This is a genomic window from Mesorhizobium muleiense, from assembly GCF_900099905.1.
GTDB classification, from domain to species: Bacteria; Pseudomonadota; Alphaproteobacteria; order Rhizobiales; family Rhizobiaceae; genus Mesorhizobium; species Mesorhizobium muleiense.
Genome location: NZ_FNEE01000022.1, coordinates 63,513 through 80,373, shown reverse-complemented (window position 1 = coordinate 80,373; position 16,861 = coordinate 63,513). Strand labels below are relative to the sequence as shown.

At 64.2% G+C, this 16,861-nt stretch carries 21 protein-coding genes; 12 read left to right on the top strand and 9 right to left on the bottom strand.

Features of this window, described 5'->3' with window-relative positions:
- Positions 1–204: 204 nt before the first annotated feature.
- Together BLT09_RS27095 and BLT09_RS27090 are read right to left on the bottom strand one after the other, a co-directional pair.
- Positions 205–429: a hypothetical protein gene (locus BLT09_RS27095; protein ID WP_027155417.1), complete on the bottom strand. Its 225-nt coding sequence runs from the start codon at positions 427–429 to the stop codon at positions 205–207.
- Positions 430–509: 80 nt separating this feature from the next.
- Positions 510–1,949, bottom strand: a complete 1,440-nt coding sequence (locus BLT09_RS27090) for a LuxR C-terminal-related transcriptional regulator (RefSeq protein WP_091598905.1) — start codon at positions 1,947–1,949, stop codon at positions 510–512.
- Between BLT09_RS27090 and BLT09_RS33940 the strand changes: the two genes are divergently transcribed.
- From BLT09_RS33940 to BLT09_RS27050, 9 genes are all read left to right on the top strand, one after another.
- On the top strand, positions 1,939–2,388 hold the full coding sequence (locus BLT09_RS33940; RefSeq protein WP_139172694.1) for a hypothetical protein: 450 nt from the start codon (positions 1,939–1,941) through the stop codon (positions 2,386–2,388). The two genes, BLT09_RS27090 and BLT09_RS33940, sit on opposite strands and share 11 nt — an antisense overlap.
- Before the next feature lie 48 nt (positions 2,389–2,436).
- Positions 2,437–2,997, top strand: a complete 561-nt coding sequence (locus BLT09_RS35225; protein WP_236473728.1) for a DMT family transporter — start codon at positions 2,437–2,439, stop codon at positions 2,995–2,997.
- Positions 2,937–3,317, top strand: a complete 381-nt coding sequence (locus tag BLT09_RS35220; protein WP_236473729.1) for a DMT family transporter — start codon at positions 2,937–2,939, stop codon at positions 3,315–3,317. The genes BLT09_RS35225 and BLT09_RS35220 overlap by 61 nt, the downstream gene beginning before the upstream one ends.
- A gap of 117 nt (positions 3,318–3,434) precedes the next feature.
- The gene (locus tag BLT09_RS27075; RefSeq protein ID WP_091598902.1) at positions 3,435–4,163 is read left to right on the top strand and encodes a gamma-glutamylcyclotransferase; all 729 of its coding nucleotides are present in this window, start codon (positions 3,435–3,437) and stop codon (positions 4,161–4,163) included.
- Positions 4,147–4,377, top strand: a complete 231-nt coding sequence (locus BLT09_RS27070) for a hypothetical protein (RefSeq protein WP_091598900.1) — start codon at positions 4,147–4,149, stop codon at positions 4,375–4,377. The genes BLT09_RS27075 and BLT09_RS27070 overlap by 17 nt, the downstream gene beginning before the upstream one ends.
- A 63-nt stretch (positions 4,378–4,440) precedes the next feature.
- Complete coding sequence (locus tag BLT09_RS27065) at positions 4,441–5,997, top strand: winged helix-turn-helix domain-containing protein (protein ID WP_167366546.1); 1,557 nt, start codon at positions 4,441–4,443, stop codon at positions 5,995–5,997.
- Positions 5,998–6,251: 254 nt separating this feature from the next.
- On the top strand, positions 6,252–7,202 hold the full coding sequence (locus BLT09_RS27060; RefSeq protein ID WP_023799031.1) for a substrate-binding domain-containing protein: 951 nt from the start codon (positions 6,252–6,254) through the stop codon (positions 7,200–7,202).
- Between the two features lie 235 nt (positions 7,203–7,437).
- A complete protein-coding gene (locus BLT09_RS27055) occupies positions 7,438–9,009 on the top strand; it encodes a sugar ABC transporter ATP-binding protein (protein WP_091598894.1) in 1,572 nt (523 codons plus the stop codon).
- The gene (locus BLT09_RS27050) at positions 9,006–10,022 is read left to right on the top strand and encodes an ABC transporter permease (RefSeq protein WP_091598891.1); all 1,017 of its coding nucleotides are present in this window, start codon (positions 9,006–9,008) and stop codon (positions 10,020–10,022) included. Before BLT09_RS27055 ends, BLT09_RS27050 begins: the two co-directional genes overlap by 4 nt.
- Positions 10,023–10,249: 227 nt before the next feature.
- On the opposite strand, the gene BLT09_RS27045 is transcribed toward BLT09_RS27050, so the two are convergent.
- From BLT09_RS27045 to BLT09_RS27030, 4 genes are all read right to left on the bottom strand, one after another.
- Positions 10,250–10,489, bottom strand: a complete 240-nt coding sequence (locus tag BLT09_RS27045) for a DUF982 domain-containing protein (RefSeq protein WP_329608818.1) — start codon at positions 10,487–10,489, stop codon at positions 10,250–10,252.
- 139 nt (positions 10,490–10,628) lie between these two features.
- Positions 10,629–10,910, bottom strand: a complete 282-nt coding sequence (locus BLT09_RS27040; protein ID WP_236473730.1) for a hypothetical protein — start codon at positions 10,908–10,910, stop codon at positions 10,629–10,631.
- A gap of 35 nt (positions 10,911–10,945) precedes the next feature.
- Positions 10,946–12,577, bottom strand: a complete 1,632-nt coding sequence (gene groL, locus BLT09_RS27035; protein WP_091598885.1) for a chaperonin GroEL — start codon at positions 12,575–12,577, stop codon at positions 10,946–10,948.
- 57 nt (positions 12,578–12,634) lie between these two features.
- Complete coding sequence (locus BLT09_RS27030) at positions 12,635–12,952, bottom strand: co-chaperone GroES (RefSeq protein WP_023799038.1); 318 nt, start codon at positions 12,950–12,952, stop codon at positions 12,635–12,637.
- A 376-nt stretch (positions 12,953–13,328) separates the two neighbouring features.
- Here BLT09_RS27030 and BLT09_RS27025 point away from each other — a divergent pair, with 376 nt between their 5' ends.
- Positions 13,329–13,616, top strand: a complete 288-nt coding sequence (locus BLT09_RS27025; RefSeq protein ID WP_091598882.1) for an usg protein — start codon at positions 13,329–13,331, stop codon at positions 13,614–13,616.
- 116 nt (positions 13,617–13,732) lie between these two features.
- Here the strand turns inward: BLT09_RS27025 and BLT09_RS27020 are convergent, their stop codons facing one another.
- Both BLT09_RS27020 and BLT09_RS27015 read right to left on the bottom strand, forming a co-directional pair.
- A complete protein-coding gene (locus BLT09_RS27020) occupies positions 13,733–13,990 on the bottom strand; it encodes a DUF982 domain-containing protein (protein WP_091598879.1) in 258 nt (85 codons plus the stop codon).
- A gap of 130 nt (positions 13,991–14,120) precedes the next feature.
- Positions 14,121–14,339 (bottom strand): hypothetical protein, encoded by a 219-nt coding sequence (locus BLT09_RS27015; RefSeq protein WP_023799042.1) that lies wholly within the window; start codon positions 14,337–14,339, stop codon positions 14,121–14,123.
- 231 nt (positions 14,340–14,570) lie between these two features.
- On the opposite strand from BLT09_RS27015, the gene BLT09_RS27010 reads away from it, so the two are divergent.
- Together BLT09_RS27010 and BLT09_RS27005 are read left to right on the top strand one after the other, a co-directional pair.
- On the top strand, positions 14,571–15,035 hold the full coding sequence (locus tag BLT09_RS27010; protein WP_091598875.1) for an Hsp20 family protein: 465 nt from the start codon (positions 14,571–14,573) through the stop codon (positions 15,033–15,035).
- Positions 15,036–15,093: 58 nt separating this feature from the next.
- A complete protein-coding gene (locus BLT09_RS27005) occupies positions 15,094–15,630 on the top strand; it encodes an Hsp20/alpha crystallin family protein (protein WP_023799044.1) in 537 nt (178 codons plus the stop codon).
- A 340-nt stretch (positions 15,631–15,970) separates the two neighbouring features.
- On the opposite strand, the gene BLT09_RS27000 is transcribed toward BLT09_RS27005, so the two are convergent.
- Positions 15,971–16,861: a ribokinase gene (locus BLT09_RS27000; RefSeq protein WP_091598872.1), complete on the bottom strand. Its 891-nt coding sequence runs from the start codon at positions 16,859–16,861 to the stop codon at positions 15,971–15,973.

Genomic DNA, 16,861 nt, shown 5'->3' with positions numbered 1-16,861 from the left:
AACGTCGAAGAAGAGGCGCCAAGGCGGCAGCTGCCGATCTCCCCCCTTGCGGGGGAGATGGCCGGCAGGACAGAGGGGGGTACTGCCCCGCCAGCATCAAAATTCGATCGCCGCGACGCCCCGATGCCTCGGCATCGATCTCAGTGTCTCCGCGACGTCGCTTCGCTCCTGCTCCGCCCTGGATTGACGAGAGGTCACACGGGCTCAATCGTCGGTGGCCGGCGTCAATTCGAGCTCGGCCGGGGACAGACCCTGCTGGAGCTGGCTCAGCCGGAACTCGTCGACCCAATAAGCCTCGCCGTCGACGAGGACACGCGCCTTGTAGGCGCCGGCGGAAAAGCTCTGTGCGGTGATGTAGACCTTGTGGCGGTCGAGCGCCTTGCGCACCGCGGCACGCTTGGAATTCTGGCTGGTGGCGGAACTGGCCATGGACTGCTCATACACACGCCGCCGCAGGAGAAGGCGGCTGCATAAGCATGGCCGAGACCGGCTCTCGTGTCAATTTTCGCCTACGGCAGCTTCGCCAGTTCGGCAGCGTGGCGGATGGCAAGCAAGGCGTCCCGGTTGGTCACCGGATAGCCTGCGATGAAGCGTTCGACCGAAAAGCCTGGAAATTCGGCTCTCAAGCGGGCCGCGGCGCGCGCCGCCTCGGCGGTCTCGCCCATGGCCGCATGCGAAAGCGCCAGGAACATCAGCACGTCCGGCGACTCCGGCGAACTCCTGCGGAGCGCCGCGACAGCTTCCCGATGCCTGCCGGCGGCAAACAGGATGCGGCCTTGCATGCCGAAATACCAGGGCGGGGCCAATGGATTGAGGCGCATGGCACGCTCGATGAGCGGGATCGCCTCGGCTGAATCGCCGGTGACAAGCGCTTTGCTGCCGGCCAGCAGCGCCAGTATGCCGGCGTGGTTGGAGCCGTATTCGAGAGCGCGCCGGTGCGCGCGCTCCGCTCCTTCGAGATCGCCAAGGCATGCCCTGACATTGCCAAGGCATGCGTGAGCGCAGCTGTCCGTCGGGTCGAGACGCAAGGCGTTTTCGGCCGTGATCCACCCGTTCTCGATCGACGTCAGCACGTCGTCGCCAAAGCCGTTGCAGGCCTCGATCGAATAGGCGTAGGCGAGTTCGGCCCAGCAGTTGGCGAAGGTAGGATCAAGCTCCAACGCGCGCGAAAACAAGCGGATCGCCTCGACATTGCTGGCGCGGCCGAACATGGTGTGCTGTTCGAGGGCAAGCAGATAAAAATCGTAGGCCCGCAAGCTGGCCAGCGGGTTGCGGCGAACCGCATTGCGGCCGACCGTGGCCAGCGTTCCGTAACTGCCGGCGAACACGTTGATGATACTTTCGGTCAGGCTGTCCTGCAGCCCGAAAATGTCCTCGGCCGGGCGATCGTAGCGCTCCCTCCACAGGTCGACGCCGCTACGGGCATCGGCAAGCTCTATCGTCAAGCGAATCCTCTGGTCGTCCGCACGCAACTGGCCCGACACGAAATAGGTGGCGCCGAGCGCCTTGCCGTCCGCCGCGAAATCGGCCGGCTTGCTGCCCAGCGATTTCATCGTGTGGAAGGCGATGACAGGCAAGCCAGCGTATCGCGCCAGGTTAATGGTGATGTCTGACGACAGGCCGTCGGCAAAGCGGCGCCAGCGCTCGTCGGAATTCAGGCATTCGATCGGAAATATGGCGAGCACCGGCGGAGCGTCCGACGGAGGTGACTGCCCGCCCGGCCGAGCGCCGGAAGCGCCGGAAAAATACGCCGCCAGCCCGATCTTGGTGCGCACGCCAAGTTTTTCGTAGATGGCCGCAAGGTGGGTGCGAACGGTGGTCGGGGCAATGAAAAGTGCATTGCCGATTTCGCGATAGGTCATGCCGGTTGCGAATTTTTCCGCGACCGCGCGCTCGCGACCCGACAAGGCATCGAGCGTCTGCGCTTTCGAAGCGTCATTGACCGTCATGGTGGAACCCGTCCCAGGACAGAATACTACAAATGCAGGAGGCCGAATACTGCATCTGCCCGATCCCGCCGCGGGCGCACAAATTGCAAGGTCGTTTGCCGCAAAAAGCGGCAATCCGGGGGAGGTTTCCATGCGTCCTGTTTCGATAATGCTGGCATGCACGATCTTGAGTTTTTCCGCCGCCCAGTCGCCGTCGTTCGCAAGAGGATGCAGGCAGGTGCTGGAATCGGATGTGAAAATCACGAGCATGCGCCTCTATGCCGACATCCTGGCCAATGCCGCCCGCAACGGCTGGGACTACACGCCTGAATCGATCGTCAGCGGCTCAAAGCGGCATTTCGAGGAGATGAAGCTGCAGTTGAATGACGCCGGCTATGAGATCATGCCCGTCGGCGTCCGCCTGTATTGCAAGCGGTGGGACAAGCTCGCCGCCCGCTAGCAACCAGCGATCCGCCCTTTGCGGCGCAAGCTTTGCCGAGACATCGATATGTCGAAGGTGCAGGCCAACTGTCTGCTTCTGCTTGCTGCTGCCTTTTGGGGCTTCGGCAATGTTGCGCAGAAGACTGTGCTGGATCATCTCGATCCGCTCAGCGCCGTGGGCATGCGCTGCCTGATCGCGGGGCTCATGGCCGCGCCGCTGACGATGCTCGAATGGGGAACGAAATTCGGGCCAGGCTACCGGATGAGCCTCGCCAAAGTCAGCGCTCTGTTCTCGATATCCATCATCATCCAGCAGGTCTCCTATCTCGACACCACGGTTACCAATGCGAGTTTCCTGGTGAGCACCGCAACGGTGATGACACCGCTTGCGGCCTGGTTGCTGATTGGCGAGCGCCCGACTGCTGTCGGCGGGCTTGCGGCTGCCATGACATTGGCCGGTGTCCTGCTGCTGTCCGGAGGCTTGATCACCAGCTTCAGCCAGGGCGATCTCGCTGCGACACTTTCGGCCGGTGCTACGCGCTGTGGATGGTGGAGCTTGGCCGCCACATGCAGACCCACGGCGCGCCGGTCGCGGCGGCTGCCGCGCAATTTCTCGGCGCCGCCGTGATCACGCTGCCGCTCGGCGCCCTTCTGGGTAATCTGTCGCTGGCCGCCATCAGCGATGCCGCCCCGGAACTCGCCGTGCTCGGCATCTTCTCGACCGGGGCCGCCTTCGGCATGCAGACGATCGCGCAACGCTTCACCTCGGCCAGCCATGCCGCGGTGATCGTCAGCGCAGAGAGCGTGTTCGGAGCGGTTGGCGCCGCCATATTTCTGGGCGAGCGTCTGTCGCCGACCGGAGCAGCCGGTGCTGCGGTCATATTTGGATCAATCACCTTGCTGTCGCTGACAACCGACAAAATCAGCAAGCCGGCGGTGGCAGACTGAGAGATTGTGGGACCAGGCGCTGCGGCTCCGTTCGATTTCAGCACAATATCAGCATCCGTTCAGGACGCGGATGCCATGTCGCGGCGATGCTCCGGGAGACAAACCCGATGAGCGGCCATGACAATCGCCCTGACAGAAGACCTCCTCGCCAAGACCGATCGCAAGATCGAAGACGCCGGCCCGGCGCCTGGACTGCGCAATCTGGAGGATCGCGACTACGTCGGCATTCGCAAGCAACTGCTTGCGGGACGCCCGCGTGACGTCTGGGTTTTCGCCTATGGCTCCCTGCTGTGGAACCCATGCTTCGAATTCGTCGAGGAGCGACCGGCAACCGTGCATGGCTGGCATCGGCGATTTTCGCTGTGGCTGACCCGCTGGCGCGGCACGCGCGAGCGGCCCGGGCTGATGCTTGCGCTCGACCGCGGCGGCAGCTGCCGCGGTGTCATCTATCGCCTCCCCGACCTTGATATCGACGCGGCAATCAACCGGCTGCTGCGCCGGGAGATGAGTGCCAACCCGCCGACCAACATTCCGCGCTGGGTTTCGGTTCGAGGCGCGGCTGGGAATTTGCGGGCCATCGCCTTCGTCGCCGACCGGAGTGGCCCCGCCTATGCAGCAGACCTGCCCGAGCAGACCACAGTGGAAATCCTGTCGCTCGCCGCCGGCCACATCGGAAGTTGCGCCGACTATGTGCGCCGCACCGTCGTTCAGCTTGAAGCCCGCAACATCCGCGACGCCACGCTATGGCGGCTGCAAGGCAAGGTCGCCGCCTACCTCGGATCATTGCAATCCGGCACGCCCTTGCCGGCACCAACCGTGGAGATCGATTATGCATGCGAAGGCTGAAGGACCATTCTCCCCGTCGGATCTGGCACGGGAAGCCGTGCACCGGATCCTGTCGACGGGCAACGTTGAATTCTGTGGCGGCGAAACGGCCCAAATGCTGCACTATCTCGACCGACTGATGCCGAGTGAGACAGCAAGGATTCCTGCCGAAACGATTCCTGCTGAAACGAGGCCGCGCCTGTGGCAGCGCCTTTCCCGCATCTTTCGGGCTTGACCTTACCGGCTTATGCGGGTCCGATGATCGTTGCGCAATCAGGCGCAGCGGTGGTGCAGGAGCTTGGCACACCAGGTCGGCAGCTCGGTTCTCGATCTCGACCGCGGCACATTGCGGCGTGACGGCGAGATCGTGCCGGTGCGGCCAAAGACCTTCGAGCTGCTGGCCTTCCTGGTGCGCAATCCCGGCCGTGTGCTGAGCAAGGACGAACTGTTCCAAGCGGTCTGGCCCAATACCATCGTGACAGAGGATTCGCTGACGCAATGCATTCGCGATGTACGCAAATGCATAGGCGACGAGACGCAGTCGCTGGTTCGCACCGTGCCCCGGCGCGGCTACATGTTCCAGGCTGCCGACGATCTGTCCGCTTCGCTGCCGCCGGCCAGCGCTGCGGTTCAGATTGAACGAGCGCCCGAGCCGATGGTCGCCATCCTGCCGTTTCGCGTTAACATTGACGATGCGACGGCAAAGCCGCTCTTCGACGGCGCGGTCGAGGAGATTATCAACGCGCTTTCCTACTTCAAGACCATCGCGGTGCTGGCGCGCCATTCGGCCTTCGCGCTTGCCGAACATTCCGACCAGGACATCTGGGCGACTGCTGAGCGTCTCGGCGCCGACTATGTTGCGGAAGGCAGCGTCGAGAGCGCTGAGGATGGTTACAGCACGCATGTCGTGCTGTCCGAGACAGCGTCCGGTCGCCGCATCTGGGCGCAGGCATTTTCGTTCAGGACCAGCGATCTCTTCGTCTTTCAAAGGATGGTGGCGCAACGGATCGCGACCGCGCTGGTCGCCAACATCGAGAGCGCGGCGATGCGGCGCATGTCCCCCGCGCCCGCCGCCAACATCGAGGCCTACGTCCATATCTTGCGCGGCATGGCACTGCTGCGCAGCTATGGCGAGGGCGTCAACCAGCAGGCCCGCCAACATTTGCTGAAGGCGCTCGAACGCGATCCGGACTCGGGGCTCGCTCACGCCTATCTCGCCTTGGCGGAAACGATCATAGGCGGCTATGGCGGTGCGCCCCGCGCCTTGCTCGATCAGGCTCGGGACCGGGCCTTGCACGCCACTGCACTCAGCCCGGACGAGGCACGTTGCCACCGCATCCTGGCGTTGATCCTCATCTACCTGGCCGAATTCGACGCCGCCGCACGCCATTTCGCGCGCGCGTTGGATCTGAACCCCTATGATGCCGACACGTTGGCGCAGACGGGCTTCTTCGAGGTCATACGCGGCCATGGCGAGGCCGGCCTGGTGCTGCTGGACCAGGCGATCCAACTCAATCCGATGCATCCCGCCTGGTATTACTACGACCGGGGTGAGGCCCTGCTTGTCGTTGGCCGCTACCCGGAAGCGGCCGCGTCTTTTTCCTGCCTTCCGCGAAAAAGTGCCTGGCAATGGTCGCGGCTGGCGGCTTGTCACGCGCTTGACGGCAATATCGACAAGGCAAGGGCCTGCACCAGGGAGGGCCGTCGCCTAAACCCCGGGCTGACCGTGCAGGAAATCATGGCGGACCTTCATATGATGCGCTTGGAAGATCAGGAGCGGATACGATCCGGTCTCGAGTTGGCCGGATGGGATGAAGCGCAATTGCCGGACGCGCTATTGCCGACAACACCATGAGCAGCATCGGAGCGTCGAGCACATGACGCGGCCCTGTGTCGGATCCGCGCGCGTTCTTGCGCAAATCTCCGGCCTTGGCTAGCATCCGCCCGCCGGCGCCGAGCGGAGGAGAACGTCGCGGTGGACCGGCTGGAGCGCCGTTGCGTCCCCCTGGGCGCTCAAAGGACACTCCATTTCTGGATCGACGCAGGAATTTTCGGAAAACCGGAACCGGTTTTCGGGTTCATGCGCTCATGTGGGAGGAGACTAAATTGATCAACAGACGTGAATTCCTGCTGTCGTCCGTGGCGATGGGCACGATGGCGCTGGCCGCTCCGCAACTGGCTTTCGCCCAGGACAAGCTGACCATCCTTGGTTCGGTGCCGAGCCTCGGCTTTCCGTTCTTCGTGCACATGCTGAACCAGATCAAGGCGGAAGCTCAGGCGCAGGGCGTCAATCTTGTCGAAAGCGACGGCCAGAACTCGGCGCCCAAGCAGACCGCCGATATCGAGGCAGCGCTCGTGCAGAAGGTCAACGCCATCGTCATCTCGCCACTCGACGTCAACGCGCTGGCCCCGGCCATCGAGCAAGCGATCCAGGCCGGCGTCCCCGTCGTCACCATCGACCGCCGCGTCGACGGGGTCGAAGGCATCCTCGCCCATGTCGGCGCCGACAACGTCAAGGGCGGCGAGGCCGAAGCGCAGGCCATGGTGGCGGCTTTCCCGAACGGCGCCAAGATCTTCCATCTGCAGGGCCAGCCCGGTGCCGGGCCCGCGATCGACCGCAACAAGGGCGTGCACAACGTCCTCGATCCGATGAAGGACAAGTACCAAATCATCTTCGAGCAGACCGCCAATTTCGCCCGCGCCGAGGCGCTCTCGGTCACCGAGGCCGGCCTTGCCGCCAACGGCAAGCCCGACGCGATCATTTGCGCCAATGATGACATGGCGCTGGGCGCGGTCGAAGCCTGCGCGGCGCGCAACTTCACCGACGTCAAGATCTACGGCTTCGATGCACTTCCCGAAGCGCTGGTCGCCGTGCGCGACGGCAAGCTGGCCGGCACCGTCGAACAGTTCCCCGGCGAGCAGTCGCGCACCGCGGTGCAGATCGCCGTCGCCTATGCCAGGGACAAGACCGAGCCGAAGGAAAAGCTTGTGCTGCTGACGCCGATCGTCATCGGCAAGGACAATCTCGACAAGGCGGAAAGGCTGGGCGAGACGAAGTAGGCGGGTCCAGGGCGCGCGGTGGTGAAAGCAGCGTTCTGTCGCGCCCCCCTCTGCCCTGCCGGGCATCTCCCCCACTTGGGGGGAGATTGGCAGCTTCGACGCCGGCTCTCCCTCTGCAACGTTGGTGATTGGCGAAACCAGTTATCAAGGCGCAATCTCCCCCCTTGTGGGGGAGATGTCCGGCAGGACAGAGGGGGGCGCTGTCCCGCGGCCAATCGCAATCAGGGAGAAACCTTTGCCCACAGCTGAAGCCATCGCGCCATCTCTCCCCCTCCTCGCCGTCGAGGGCGTGACCAAGCGCTTTGCCGGCGTCACCGCGCTGAGCGATGTCTCGCTCGAGGTTCGGCCCGGCGAAATCCTCGGCCTGCTCGGCGAGAACGGCGCCGGCAAGTCGACGCTGCTCAAGATCCTGTCCGGCGTGATGCCGCCGTCCAGCGGCCGCATCGTCTTCGACGGCGTCGAATTCAATCCGCACAATCCGCAGGATGCCAAGCGCCTCGGCATCGTCACCATCTACCAGGAACTGAGCCTGATCCCGACGCTGACCGTGGCGGAGAACATTTTTATCGGCCGCGCGCCGCTCGGGCGCTTCGGCCTGGTCAGCTGGCGGAAGATGGAGGTAGACTCGCGCGCGATCATCGCCCGCGTCGGCCTTGACCTCGACCCGGAGACGCCGGTGTCTGCGCTGTCGGTGGCCGAGCAGCAGCTGGTCGAGATCGCCCGCGCGCTGTCGCTGAAGAGCCGGCTCATCATCATGGACGAGCCGACCTCGGCGCTGACCGAAACCGAAGTGCAAAAACTGATGTCGATCATGGGTCGGCTGCGCAAGGACGGCGTCGCCATCATGTTCGTCACCCACCGGCTGGAAGAGGCCTCCGCGATCTGCGACCGCATGACGGTGCTGCGCGACGGCAGGCTGGCCGGCCATCTCGACCGCGATGGCGGGCCGATCAAGCTGCCGAAAATCATCGAGAAAATGGTCGGCCGCGCCGCGTCCGAGCTTTATGCCAGGCCGACGCTGCGCGATGTCGCCGGCGACGTCAGGCTTTCCGTGCGCGGCCTGCGCACGGTGCGCGATCCGCAGGCGCCGCACGCCATCGTGCTCGAGGGCATCGATCTCGACCTCAAGGCGGGCGAGATCCTCGGCGTCGCCGGCCTCGTCGGCTCCGGCCGCACCGAGCTTGCCCGCGCCATCTTCGGCGCCGACCGCATCGCCGCCGGCACCATCACCCTCGACGGCAAGACCATCGCGCCTGAAACACCCGCCGACGCCATCGCCCTCGGCATCGGCCTGGTGCCGGAAGACCGCAAGCATCAGGCGATCTTCGCCGCGCTCGGCATTCTCACCAACTTTTCCGTCGCAGCGCTCGGCCGCTACTCCAACGCTCTCGGCTTCATGGCCGAGCGCCGCGAGCGCCAGGCGCTGGCGAGCTACAGAAAAACGCTGTCGATCCGCATGGCCTCGCCCGAGCAGCCCATCGAGGGGCTGTCCGGCGGCAACCAGCAGAAGGTCATCCTCGCCCGCTGGCTGGCGCGCGACCCCAAGGTGCTGATCGTCGACGAGCCGACGCGCGGCGTCGATGTCGGCGCCAAGGCCGAGGTGCATCAGATCCTGGTGCAGCTCGCCGGGCGCGGCATCGCCATCATGATGATCTCGTCGGAATTGCCCGAAGTGCTTGCGGTGTCGGACAGGATCGTCACCATGCGGCGCGGCCGCATCACCGGCGAGATGCCAGGCATCGAGGCGACCGAGGAAAAACTGATGGAACTGATGGCGCTCGATCAAACGCAGGAAGCGACGCAATGACCAGCACGACCGAACAGAGCCAGCGCAGCGGCATCAATGTCGCGCGCCTGCTGATGAGTTTTGGCCCGCTGATGTTCCTGGCGCTGCTGATCGTCGTCTTCACCGTGCTGAAGCCGAGCTTCATCGATCCCATCAACATCTTCAACATCATGCGGCAGATCTCGATCACCGGGCTGATCGCGCTCGGCATGACCTTCGTCATCCTCACTGCCGGCATCGACCTGTCGGTCGGTTCGCTGCTGGCCTTCTGCGGCATGGTCGCGGCGGTGGTGGCCAAGGGCGGCACTGCCAACACGCTGTCGCTGTCGACGTCCGGCGCACAAGGCTATGGCTGGTTCGCCGCCCTTCTGGCTGCCGTCGTCGTCGGCGCCCTGGCCGGCGGCGTCCAGGGCTTTGCCATCACCCGGCTGAAAGTGCCGCCCTTCGTCGTCACGCTCGGCGGCCTCACCGTCTTTCGCGGCCTGACGCTGACGATCTCCAATGGCGGCCCGATCTCCGGCTTCGACGCTTCGATGCGCTGGTTCGGCACCGGGCTGATCGGCCCGGTGCCGGTGCCGGCGATCATCTTCGCGGCGGCGGCGATCCTCTGCCACATCGTCCTGCGCTACACGCGCTACGGCCGCGCCGTCTACGCCGTCGGCGGCAATGCCGAAGCGGCGCGGCTGTCCGGCCTGCGCGTCGACCGCATCCTGATCTCGGTCTACATCATCGTCGGCTTCTTCGCCGGCCTTGCCGCCTTCGTACTATCGGCCAGACTCAATTCCTCGGAAGCCGTCGCCGGCATCGGCTACGAGCTGACGGTGATCTCGGCGGTGGTCATCGGCGGCACCTCGCTGTTCGGCGGCATTGGCTCGGTCGGCGGCACGGTGGTGGGTGCGGCACTGATCGGCGTGCTGCAGAACGGGCTGCAGTTCAACAACGTCTCGTCCTACACGCAAAGCATCGTCATCGGCCTGATCCTGATCCTCGCCGTGGCCTTCGACCGCTGGCTGAAATCGCGGGTAAGGCGGTGAGGGTTGGAAGGAGGTGCAGCGCGATCTTGCCTTCTCCCCTTGTGGGAGAAGGTGGCCTCGCGAAGCGAGGTCGGATGAGGGGTGTTCCAGTTTGGATGAGGGGTGTTCCAGCTTGGCAATTTGCTTGAAATCGCCGCCGCCTCATTCCTTCCAGCACCCCTCATCCGGCTTGGCGCTTCGCACCAATCCACCCTCTCCCACAAGGGGAGAAGGAAAGAAAAGCGCGTTCACGCCGGTGCGTTGACACGCTGCGAACGCGTTGCCCAATCGATGACCAGTCCACCCGCAACCGTAGAACTCGTCTGCGGCGCGAGAAGATCGTTGCGGCGGGCGAACGCCACGAAGGTCGCCCGTGCCGTCTCGGCGTCGATCTCTCCGTCCATCGCCGCCCGACAGGCTTTGGCGGCGATGTCGTGCGCGGCCGTCCGGCTCGCCCGCGGCCAGTCGCCAAGCAGCGCATAGGCCACACCGCGCTTTCTATCCTGATCGGCGTGCCGAGGCCGGTAAGAATGGTGACCGGCTTTTCAAAAGAAGAACGGTCCATGACACTCTCCCTTCCGGTTCAACTGTCTCCAACAGGCGCAGGCATGCGCGCCCGCGCGGCAATCATTTACGCTCCTCCTGGCCGGCCCCGACGCGTTGGGCCGACAGGAACATCAGCGTATAGGCTGCCTTGCGGCGATCCCAGCCGGCCTGCTCGGCCATATCCAGCAAGCCGTCGACCAAGGGTGCCAGCGCCGCCCTGCAATCGGTTTCATAGTTGAAATCGTTCTTCGGGCGGGTCGGCGCCGCGATCTTTCCAAAACTGTCCATCACATCCATGGCAACACCTGCTCCGCATTGGTCCGGACCGGCAAGACCGTGCCCGCTTTGGCGGACACGGTCCATCTGCCGTTCAGAAGCCTCGCTTTGGAGGCCTGACCTTAGTAGTCCATGCCGCCACCGCCGGGCATTGCCGGTGCGGCAGCTTCCTTCTTCGGCTTCTCGGCCACCATCGCCTCGGTGGTCACCAGCAGGCCGGCGACCGACGCGGCGTCCTGCAGAGCGGCGCGCACCACCTTGGCCGGGTCGATCACACCTTGCGCGTAGAGATCACCGAACTCGTTGGTCTGGGCGTTCCAGCCATAGCCGAATTCGGTCTTCTCGCGCAGCTTGCCGACGATGATCGAACCTTCCGCACCAGCATTCTCGGCGATCTGGCGCACCGGCTGCTCGATGGCGCGACGCACGATCTCGACGCCGGTCCTCTGGTCGGGGTTGTCGACGGCGACATTGTCGAGCGCCTTCGCTGCCCTGAGCAGCGCCACGCCGCCGCCAGGCAGTATGCCTTCCTCGACCGCAGCGCGGGTGGCGTGCATGGCGTCGTCGACGCGGTCCTTGCGCTCCTTGACCTCGACCTCGGTCGAGCCGCCGACGCGGATGACGGCGACGCCGCCGGCGAGCTTGGCCAGCCGCTCCTGCAGCTTCTCGCGGTCATAGTCGGAGGTGGTCTCCTCGATCTGCGCCTTGATCTGGCTGATGCGTGCCTGGATCTCGTCCTTGCGGCCGGCACCATCGACGATGGTGGTGTTCTCCTTCTCGATCAGCACCTTCTTGGCGCGGCCGAGCATCTCCAGCGTGACGTTTTCGAGCTTGATGCCGAGATCCTCGCTGATGGCCGTGCCGCCGGTCAGGATGGCAATGTCTTCCAGCATCGCCTTGCGGCGGTCACCAAAACCCGGCGCCTTGACGGCCGCGACCTTCAGTCCACCGCGCAGCTTGTTGACGACCAGCGTCGCCAGCGCCTCGCCTTCGACATCCTCGGCGATGATCAGCAGCGGCTTGCTCGATTGCACTGCCGCTTCGAGCACCGGCAGCATGGCCTGCAGGTTGGACAGCTTCTTCTCGTGGATCAGCACATAGGGCTCTTCGAGCTCGACGCGCATCTTGTCCTGGTTGGTGATGAAATAGGGGCTGAGATAGCCGCGATCGAATTGCATGCCCTCGACCACTTCGAGCTCGGTCTCGGCGGTCTTGGCCTCCTCGACCGTGATGACGCCCTCATTGCCGACCTTTTCCATCGCTTCGGCGAGGAAGCGGCCGATCTCCACATCGCCATTGGCCGAGATGGCGCCGACCTGGGCGATCTCGTCGTTCCTTGTCACCTTGCGGGCATTGGCCTTGAGTTCGGCGACGATGGCGTCGACCGCCTTGTCGATGCCGCGCTTCAGGTCCATCGGGTTCATGCCGGCGGCAACCGCCTTGGCGCCTTCCTGGACGATCGACTGCGCCAGAACGGTAGCGGTCGTGGTGCCGTCGCCCGCGACGTCGCTGGTCTTCGAGGCGACCTCGCGCACCATCTGCGCACCCATGTTCTCGAACTTGTCCTCAAGCTCGATTTCCTTGGCGACGGTAACGCCGTCCTTGGTGATGCGCGGGGCGCCGAACGACTTGTCGAGGATGACATTGCGGCCCTTGGGACCGAGCGTCACTTTCACCGCGTCGGCGAGGATGTTGACACCGCGCAACATCTTCTCGCGAGCTTCGGTATGGAATTTCACATCCTTGGCAGCCATTGGATAACTCCTTCAAATAGGCAGCTTACGTTGACTGATGGCTTGTTCAGGCCCCACTCAGGCGGCCTTCTTTTTTATCTGGTCGGTCATTTCAATCACGCCCAGCACGTCGCTTTCCTTCATGATGAGCAGGTCCTCGCCGTTGAGCTTGATCTCGGTGCCCGACCATTTGCCGAACAGGATGCGGTCGCCGACCTTGACGTCGAGCGGCTGCAACTGGCCGCTATCGTCGCGCGCGCCGGGGCCGGCGGCGATGACCTCGCCTTCCTGCGGCTTTTCCTTGGCTGTGTCAGGAATGATGATGCCGCCAGCGGTCTTCTCGTCGACCTCGATGCGGCGGACCAGGATACGGTCATGCAATGGACGGAACGCCATGTCGTTCTCCTCATGGGACAAACAGATTTTCTTGGACCTCCCTTCGCAGCCGACCAGTGGGTCGGTGCGACGGTGCGCGACCCCTGCTCAGGCATCACGCGCCTATCGAATTAGTCTGCCTATCCAGCCTTTCAAGAGGACGCCGAAAAAATTTTGGCACTCGCCGTTGTCGAGTGCCAACGCACTGTAATAACGCACTGTAATAATGGCGCTATTTCAGGATTTGAAACGACGGATGCGGCTTGAAATCGGGGCGCAACCTTCCGACATCGTCGTCGATCCCGGCACCGTCTGCCGGCGGGCGGAACCGATGAGGAAGCGGAGGCGTTTTTGCATGCGGAGGATGGACGCCTGATCGTTCGGAAAGGAGACGGCCATGGTCGGCAATGAGTTCCAGGTCAGCAACGAATTCCGGCTCCAGATGCAGGGTTTTGGCCTGACGACGGCAGAGATCCATTATCGTCTTCCCGACTATCGGGACCTGCTGCAGCTCTTCATCTGGCAGCAATACGACATCGCCCCGGATTTCCCGACGCTGAAGCATTTCCTCGAATTTTGGGAACGTGAGATCGAGGGCCCGCTGCATTCTGTGCGCGTCGCCCATCACCGTCTGATCCAGCCCTCCGAATGGCGGGCGGTGGACGGCGTCATTACGCTGCAGTGAAATAGAAAAAAGGCGGCGCTTTTCATGAAAGGGCGCCGCCTCTGCAGCACAGCGCGTCCGCCCCGGCTTCAGGTTCCCCCGGCTTCAGGATCATTGGCGTTCAGGTGGATTGATATTCAGGTGGATTTACGTCCCGTGACCAGCAGTCCGGCGGCGCGCGCCGCCTTGACGAAGGCGGTGCGCGCCTCGCGGGCGGTGCGCCAGCCGTCGAGCGCGTCGCGGCAGGCGCGATAGGCTGCGCGCCAGTTGCGGCCGCGCGCCCGGTCCGGCCATTGCTGCATGCATTCGATGGCTTCCCAGCTGCTGGCGACCTTGCGCTCTCCGACGGATTGGAGCTTCAGCGTGATCGGCTCGGAAAATGGGACGTCGTTCATCACTTCCTCCTTTTCTTTTTGAGAATAACCAGGAAGGCGGCCCGATCTGAGCCCGACTGACGAGATGGTTCGTATGGCTGCACGCTTCAAGACCTCCCCTGTCTCCCAGTCTGCTTGCCGAAACCCGGCGCTATATGTCGTCGTCCGGCGGTTCAAGAAGCCCGATCAGCGTCGCCACCCTTGCCGACGGCAGCGGGCGGCCCTCGTTGACCAGCGCCTCATCGGCGCCGACCCAGGCAAAGGCCTCGCGCAACTCTTCGATCGTCGCGCCGGTCGAGGCGATGTCGGCGATCACGGCGTCGTCGACCGGGCCCAGCACCGAAATGATGTCGTCGCGTGTCATGGTCATGATGTCCTCCATGCGGCGTGCCGGCGCGACCCTCAAACGACGGTTGAAACCGGCATTACCAGTACAATCCGGCAACAAAAATTCTGGCAGCGGGACAGAATCTGGGTCTTGATTTCGGCCTGACAATAACCAAATGAAAATTGCCGGTTGCCGAATGGGACCGGCAGAACCCAGGGAGCGCCAAGCTCTTTGGCGCCCCTCGTACTATGTTGCTCCACGGAGGATGTAGCTATGAGAACCGCATTCGACTTTTCCCCGCTCTATCGGTCGAGCATCGGTTTCGACCGCATCTTCAACCTGCTGGAAAACGCGCCTCAGGCAGTCGAAACCTGGCCGCCCTATGACATCGAGCGAAGCGACGAGAACACCTATCGGGTGAGGATCGCCGTCGCCGGCTTTTCCGAGAACGATCTCGACATCAGCCACGAGCCGAACCTTCTCATCGTCTCGGGCGAGCGCAAGGAACAGGACGAGGTGGAATATCTCCATCGCGGCCTTCCGGTGCGACCATTCACACGGCGCTTCGAGCTTGCCGATCACATGACGGTCACCGGCGCCTCGCTCAATAACGGCCTGCTGACGATCGACCTCGTGCGCCAAGTGCCCGAAGAGATGAAGCCGCGTCGCATCACGATCGCCAAGCAAGACGGCGCGCCGAAGGCCGGACAGGTCGAGAAGCCGAAGCAGGCCGCCTGAGCGAAGGCGATCTCTGGCGTTCGCCTTTGACACAACCAGTCGAGAAAGGAGAACAGCAATGGCTATTCGTGATCTCATACCCTGGGGCCGGGAGAACAGTCCGGTTCCCAGCTTCTATCGTGACGAGGACCGCGACCCGTTCATGGCGTTGCATCGCGAGATGAACCGCCTGATCGACGACGCCTTCCGCGGCTTCGAAACGCGCATGCCGATGCTCAGCGGATTTTCGTCGGCGCGCGGCAGCTGGCCGAGCGTTGAAATCGCCGACGGCGAGAAGGAGATCCGCGTGACCGCGGAAATTCCCGGCATGGACGAAAAGGACGTCGAGGTGATGCTCGATGACGGCGTGCTGACGCTGCGTGGCGAGAAGCGCTCCGAGACCGAAGACAAGGACAGGCAGTTCTCCGAGCGGTTCTACGGCCGCTTCGAGCGCCGCATCCCGCTCGGCTACGAGGTCGAGGAGGACAAGGTGAACGCCGCCTTCCATAACGGCGTGCTCACCGTGACGCTGCCCAAGACGGAGCGCGCACGGACGAAAGCCAAGCGCATCGCCATCAGTGGCAGTGCCGCCAGCCCCGGCAAGAGCAAGCACTGACGACATCGGCAGCCGGACGCGCAAGCCGCGCCCCGGCTGCCGATCGGGCTGCATCCCGATCGGCCCGCGCGCTCCGCCAAAGGCGCGGGCTTCATTTGTTCGGCCGATGCGCCTGACGGCGCGAAGGCCGCATAGTGAGTATCTACGGAGCATTGAGTAGCAGCGTCGCTACCGTGGCGTTCCTGGCGCACAGGCTACGGAGCCCGTCATCCCCTTGCCATCCCATGGGGGTGGCGGGCTTTCGTATCAATTGTCGGCTTTATCGGCCTGTCGGAGTCGAGCGAAAAGTCCTCCCCCATCCGCTTGTCACGATCGCGGGCGCAGGCGGCAGCCACCCGTCTCAGATCGCCTCGCGCTGCCGTTCCGGCGTGGCGACCAGCAAGGCCGCGGCGGCGTTGGCGGCAGCAAGTGCGGCCTCGACCCGATGGCCGCGGGCAAGGCCTGCCGCGAACGCGCCGACGAACTCGTCGCCGGCGCCATGGGTGCTGACCACCTTCACCGGAAGGGCGGCCCGCTCGAACGCCTGGCCGTCGCGGCCGCAATAGGCAACGCCCTCCCCGCCGGCCGTGACGATCGCCGCCGGGTAGAAATCGATCAGCATGCGTGCCGCCTCGGCAGCACCCTCGAGCGTATCGACGACCGCAACGCCGGCCAAAAATTCCGCCTCGATGGCGTTGACGATGACGATATCGGTGAGTGCGATCAATTCGCCGGACAGTTTTCGCGCGGGGGCGGCGTTGAGCACGACGCGGCCGCCATGCGCCTTCACCGCCCGCGCTGCGGCAATGTTGGCGGCTTCCGGCACCTCGTTCTGCAGCAGCAGCACCGCCGTTTGCGCAACCATCTCGGTCGCGGCCACGATGTCGTTCTCGCCCAAGGTGAGATTGCTGCCCGAGACGATCACCGCGCCATAATCGCCGCCGGCGTCGAAGATCGCCACGCTCATGCCCGAGCCGGCGCCAGGTGCGACCCGCACGAAGCGGCTGTCGACGCCGCGGCGCGCGAGATTGCCGACAAGCGCGCGGCCGAAATCGTCATCGCCGACGGCGCCGATCATTGCCGAGCGCACGCCGGCCCGCGCCGCCGAGACCGCCTGGTTGCCGCCCTTGCCGCCGCATTTCGGCTGCCAGGCATGGCCGGTTACGGTTTCGCCCTTGCGCGGGCGGTCAGGCGCTTCGACCATGATGTCGTAATGCAGGCTGCCGAACACGGTGACCAGCGGAGCCGTCAT

What these genes read in the sequence shown, in the direction of transcription:
- BLT09_RS35220 (WP_236473729.1), top strand. Translation starts at nt 2,937, where the DNA reads ATGCAGACCCACGGCGCGCCGGTCGCGGCGGCTGCCGCGCAATTTCTC.
- BLT09_RS27010 (WP_091598875.1), top strand. Translation starts at nt 14,571, where the DNA reads ATGAGAACCGCATTCGACTTTTCCCCGCTCTATCGGTCGAGCATCGGT.
- BLT09_RS27040 (WP_236473730.1), bottom strand. Translation starts at nt 10,910, where the DNA reads ATGGACCGTGTCCGCCAAAGCGGGCACGGTCTTGCCGGTCCGGACCAA.
- BLT09_RS35225 (WP_236473728.1), top strand. Translation starts at nt 2,437, where the DNA reads ATGTCGAAGGTGCAGGCCAACTGTCTGCTTCTGCTTGCTGCTGCCTTT.
- BLT09_RS27095 (WP_027155417.1), bottom strand. Translation starts at nt 429, where the DNA reads ATGGCCAGTTCCGCCACCAGCCAGAATTCCAAGCGTGCCGCGGTGCGC.
- BLT09_RS27030 (WP_023799038.1), bottom strand. Translation starts at nt 12,952, where the DNA reads ATGGCGTTCCGTCCATTGCATGACCGTATCCTGGTCCGCCGCATCGAG.
- BLT09_RS27090 (WP_091598905.1), bottom strand. Translation starts at nt 1,949, where the DNA reads ATGACGGTCAATGACGCTTCGAAAGCGCAGACGCTCGATGCCTTGTCG.
- BLT09_RS27015 (WP_023799042.1), bottom strand. Translation starts at nt 14,339, where the DNA reads ATGACCATGACACGCGACGACATCATTTCGGTGCTGGGCCCGGTCGAC.
- groL (WP_091598885.1), bottom strand. Translation starts at nt 12,577, where the DNA reads ATGGCTGCCAAGGATGTGAAATTCCATACCGAAGCTCGCGAGAAGATG.
- BLT09_RS27075 (WP_091598902.1), top strand. Translation starts at nt 3,435, where the DNA reads ATGACAATCGCCCTGACAGAAGACCTCCTCGCCAAGACCGATCGCAAG.
- BLT09_RS27000 (WP_091598872.1), bottom strand. Translation starts at nt 16,861, where the DNA reads ATGACGGCTCCGCTGGTCACCGTGTTCGGCAGCCTGCATTACGACATC.
- BLT09_RS27025 (WP_091598882.1), top strand. Translation starts at nt 13,329, where the DNA reads ATGGTCGGCAATGAGTTCCAGGTCAGCAACGAATTCCGGCTCCAGATG.
- BLT09_RS27050 (WP_091598891.1), top strand. Translation starts at nt 9,006, where the DNA reads ATGACCAGCACGACCGAACAGAGCCAGCGCAGCGGCATCAATGTCGCG.
- BLT09_RS27020 (WP_091598879.1), bottom strand. Translation starts at nt 13,990, where the DNA reads ATGAACGACGTCCCATTTTCCGAGCCGATCACGCTGAAGCTCCAATCC.
- BLT09_RS27070 (WP_091598900.1), top strand. Translation starts at nt 4,147, where the DNA reads ATGCATGCGAAGGCTGAAGGACCATTCTCCCCGTCGGATCTGGCACGG.
- BLT09_RS27005 (WP_023799044.1), top strand. Translation starts at nt 15,094, where the DNA reads ATGGCTATTCGTGATCTCATACCCTGGGGCCGGGAGAACAGTCCGGTT.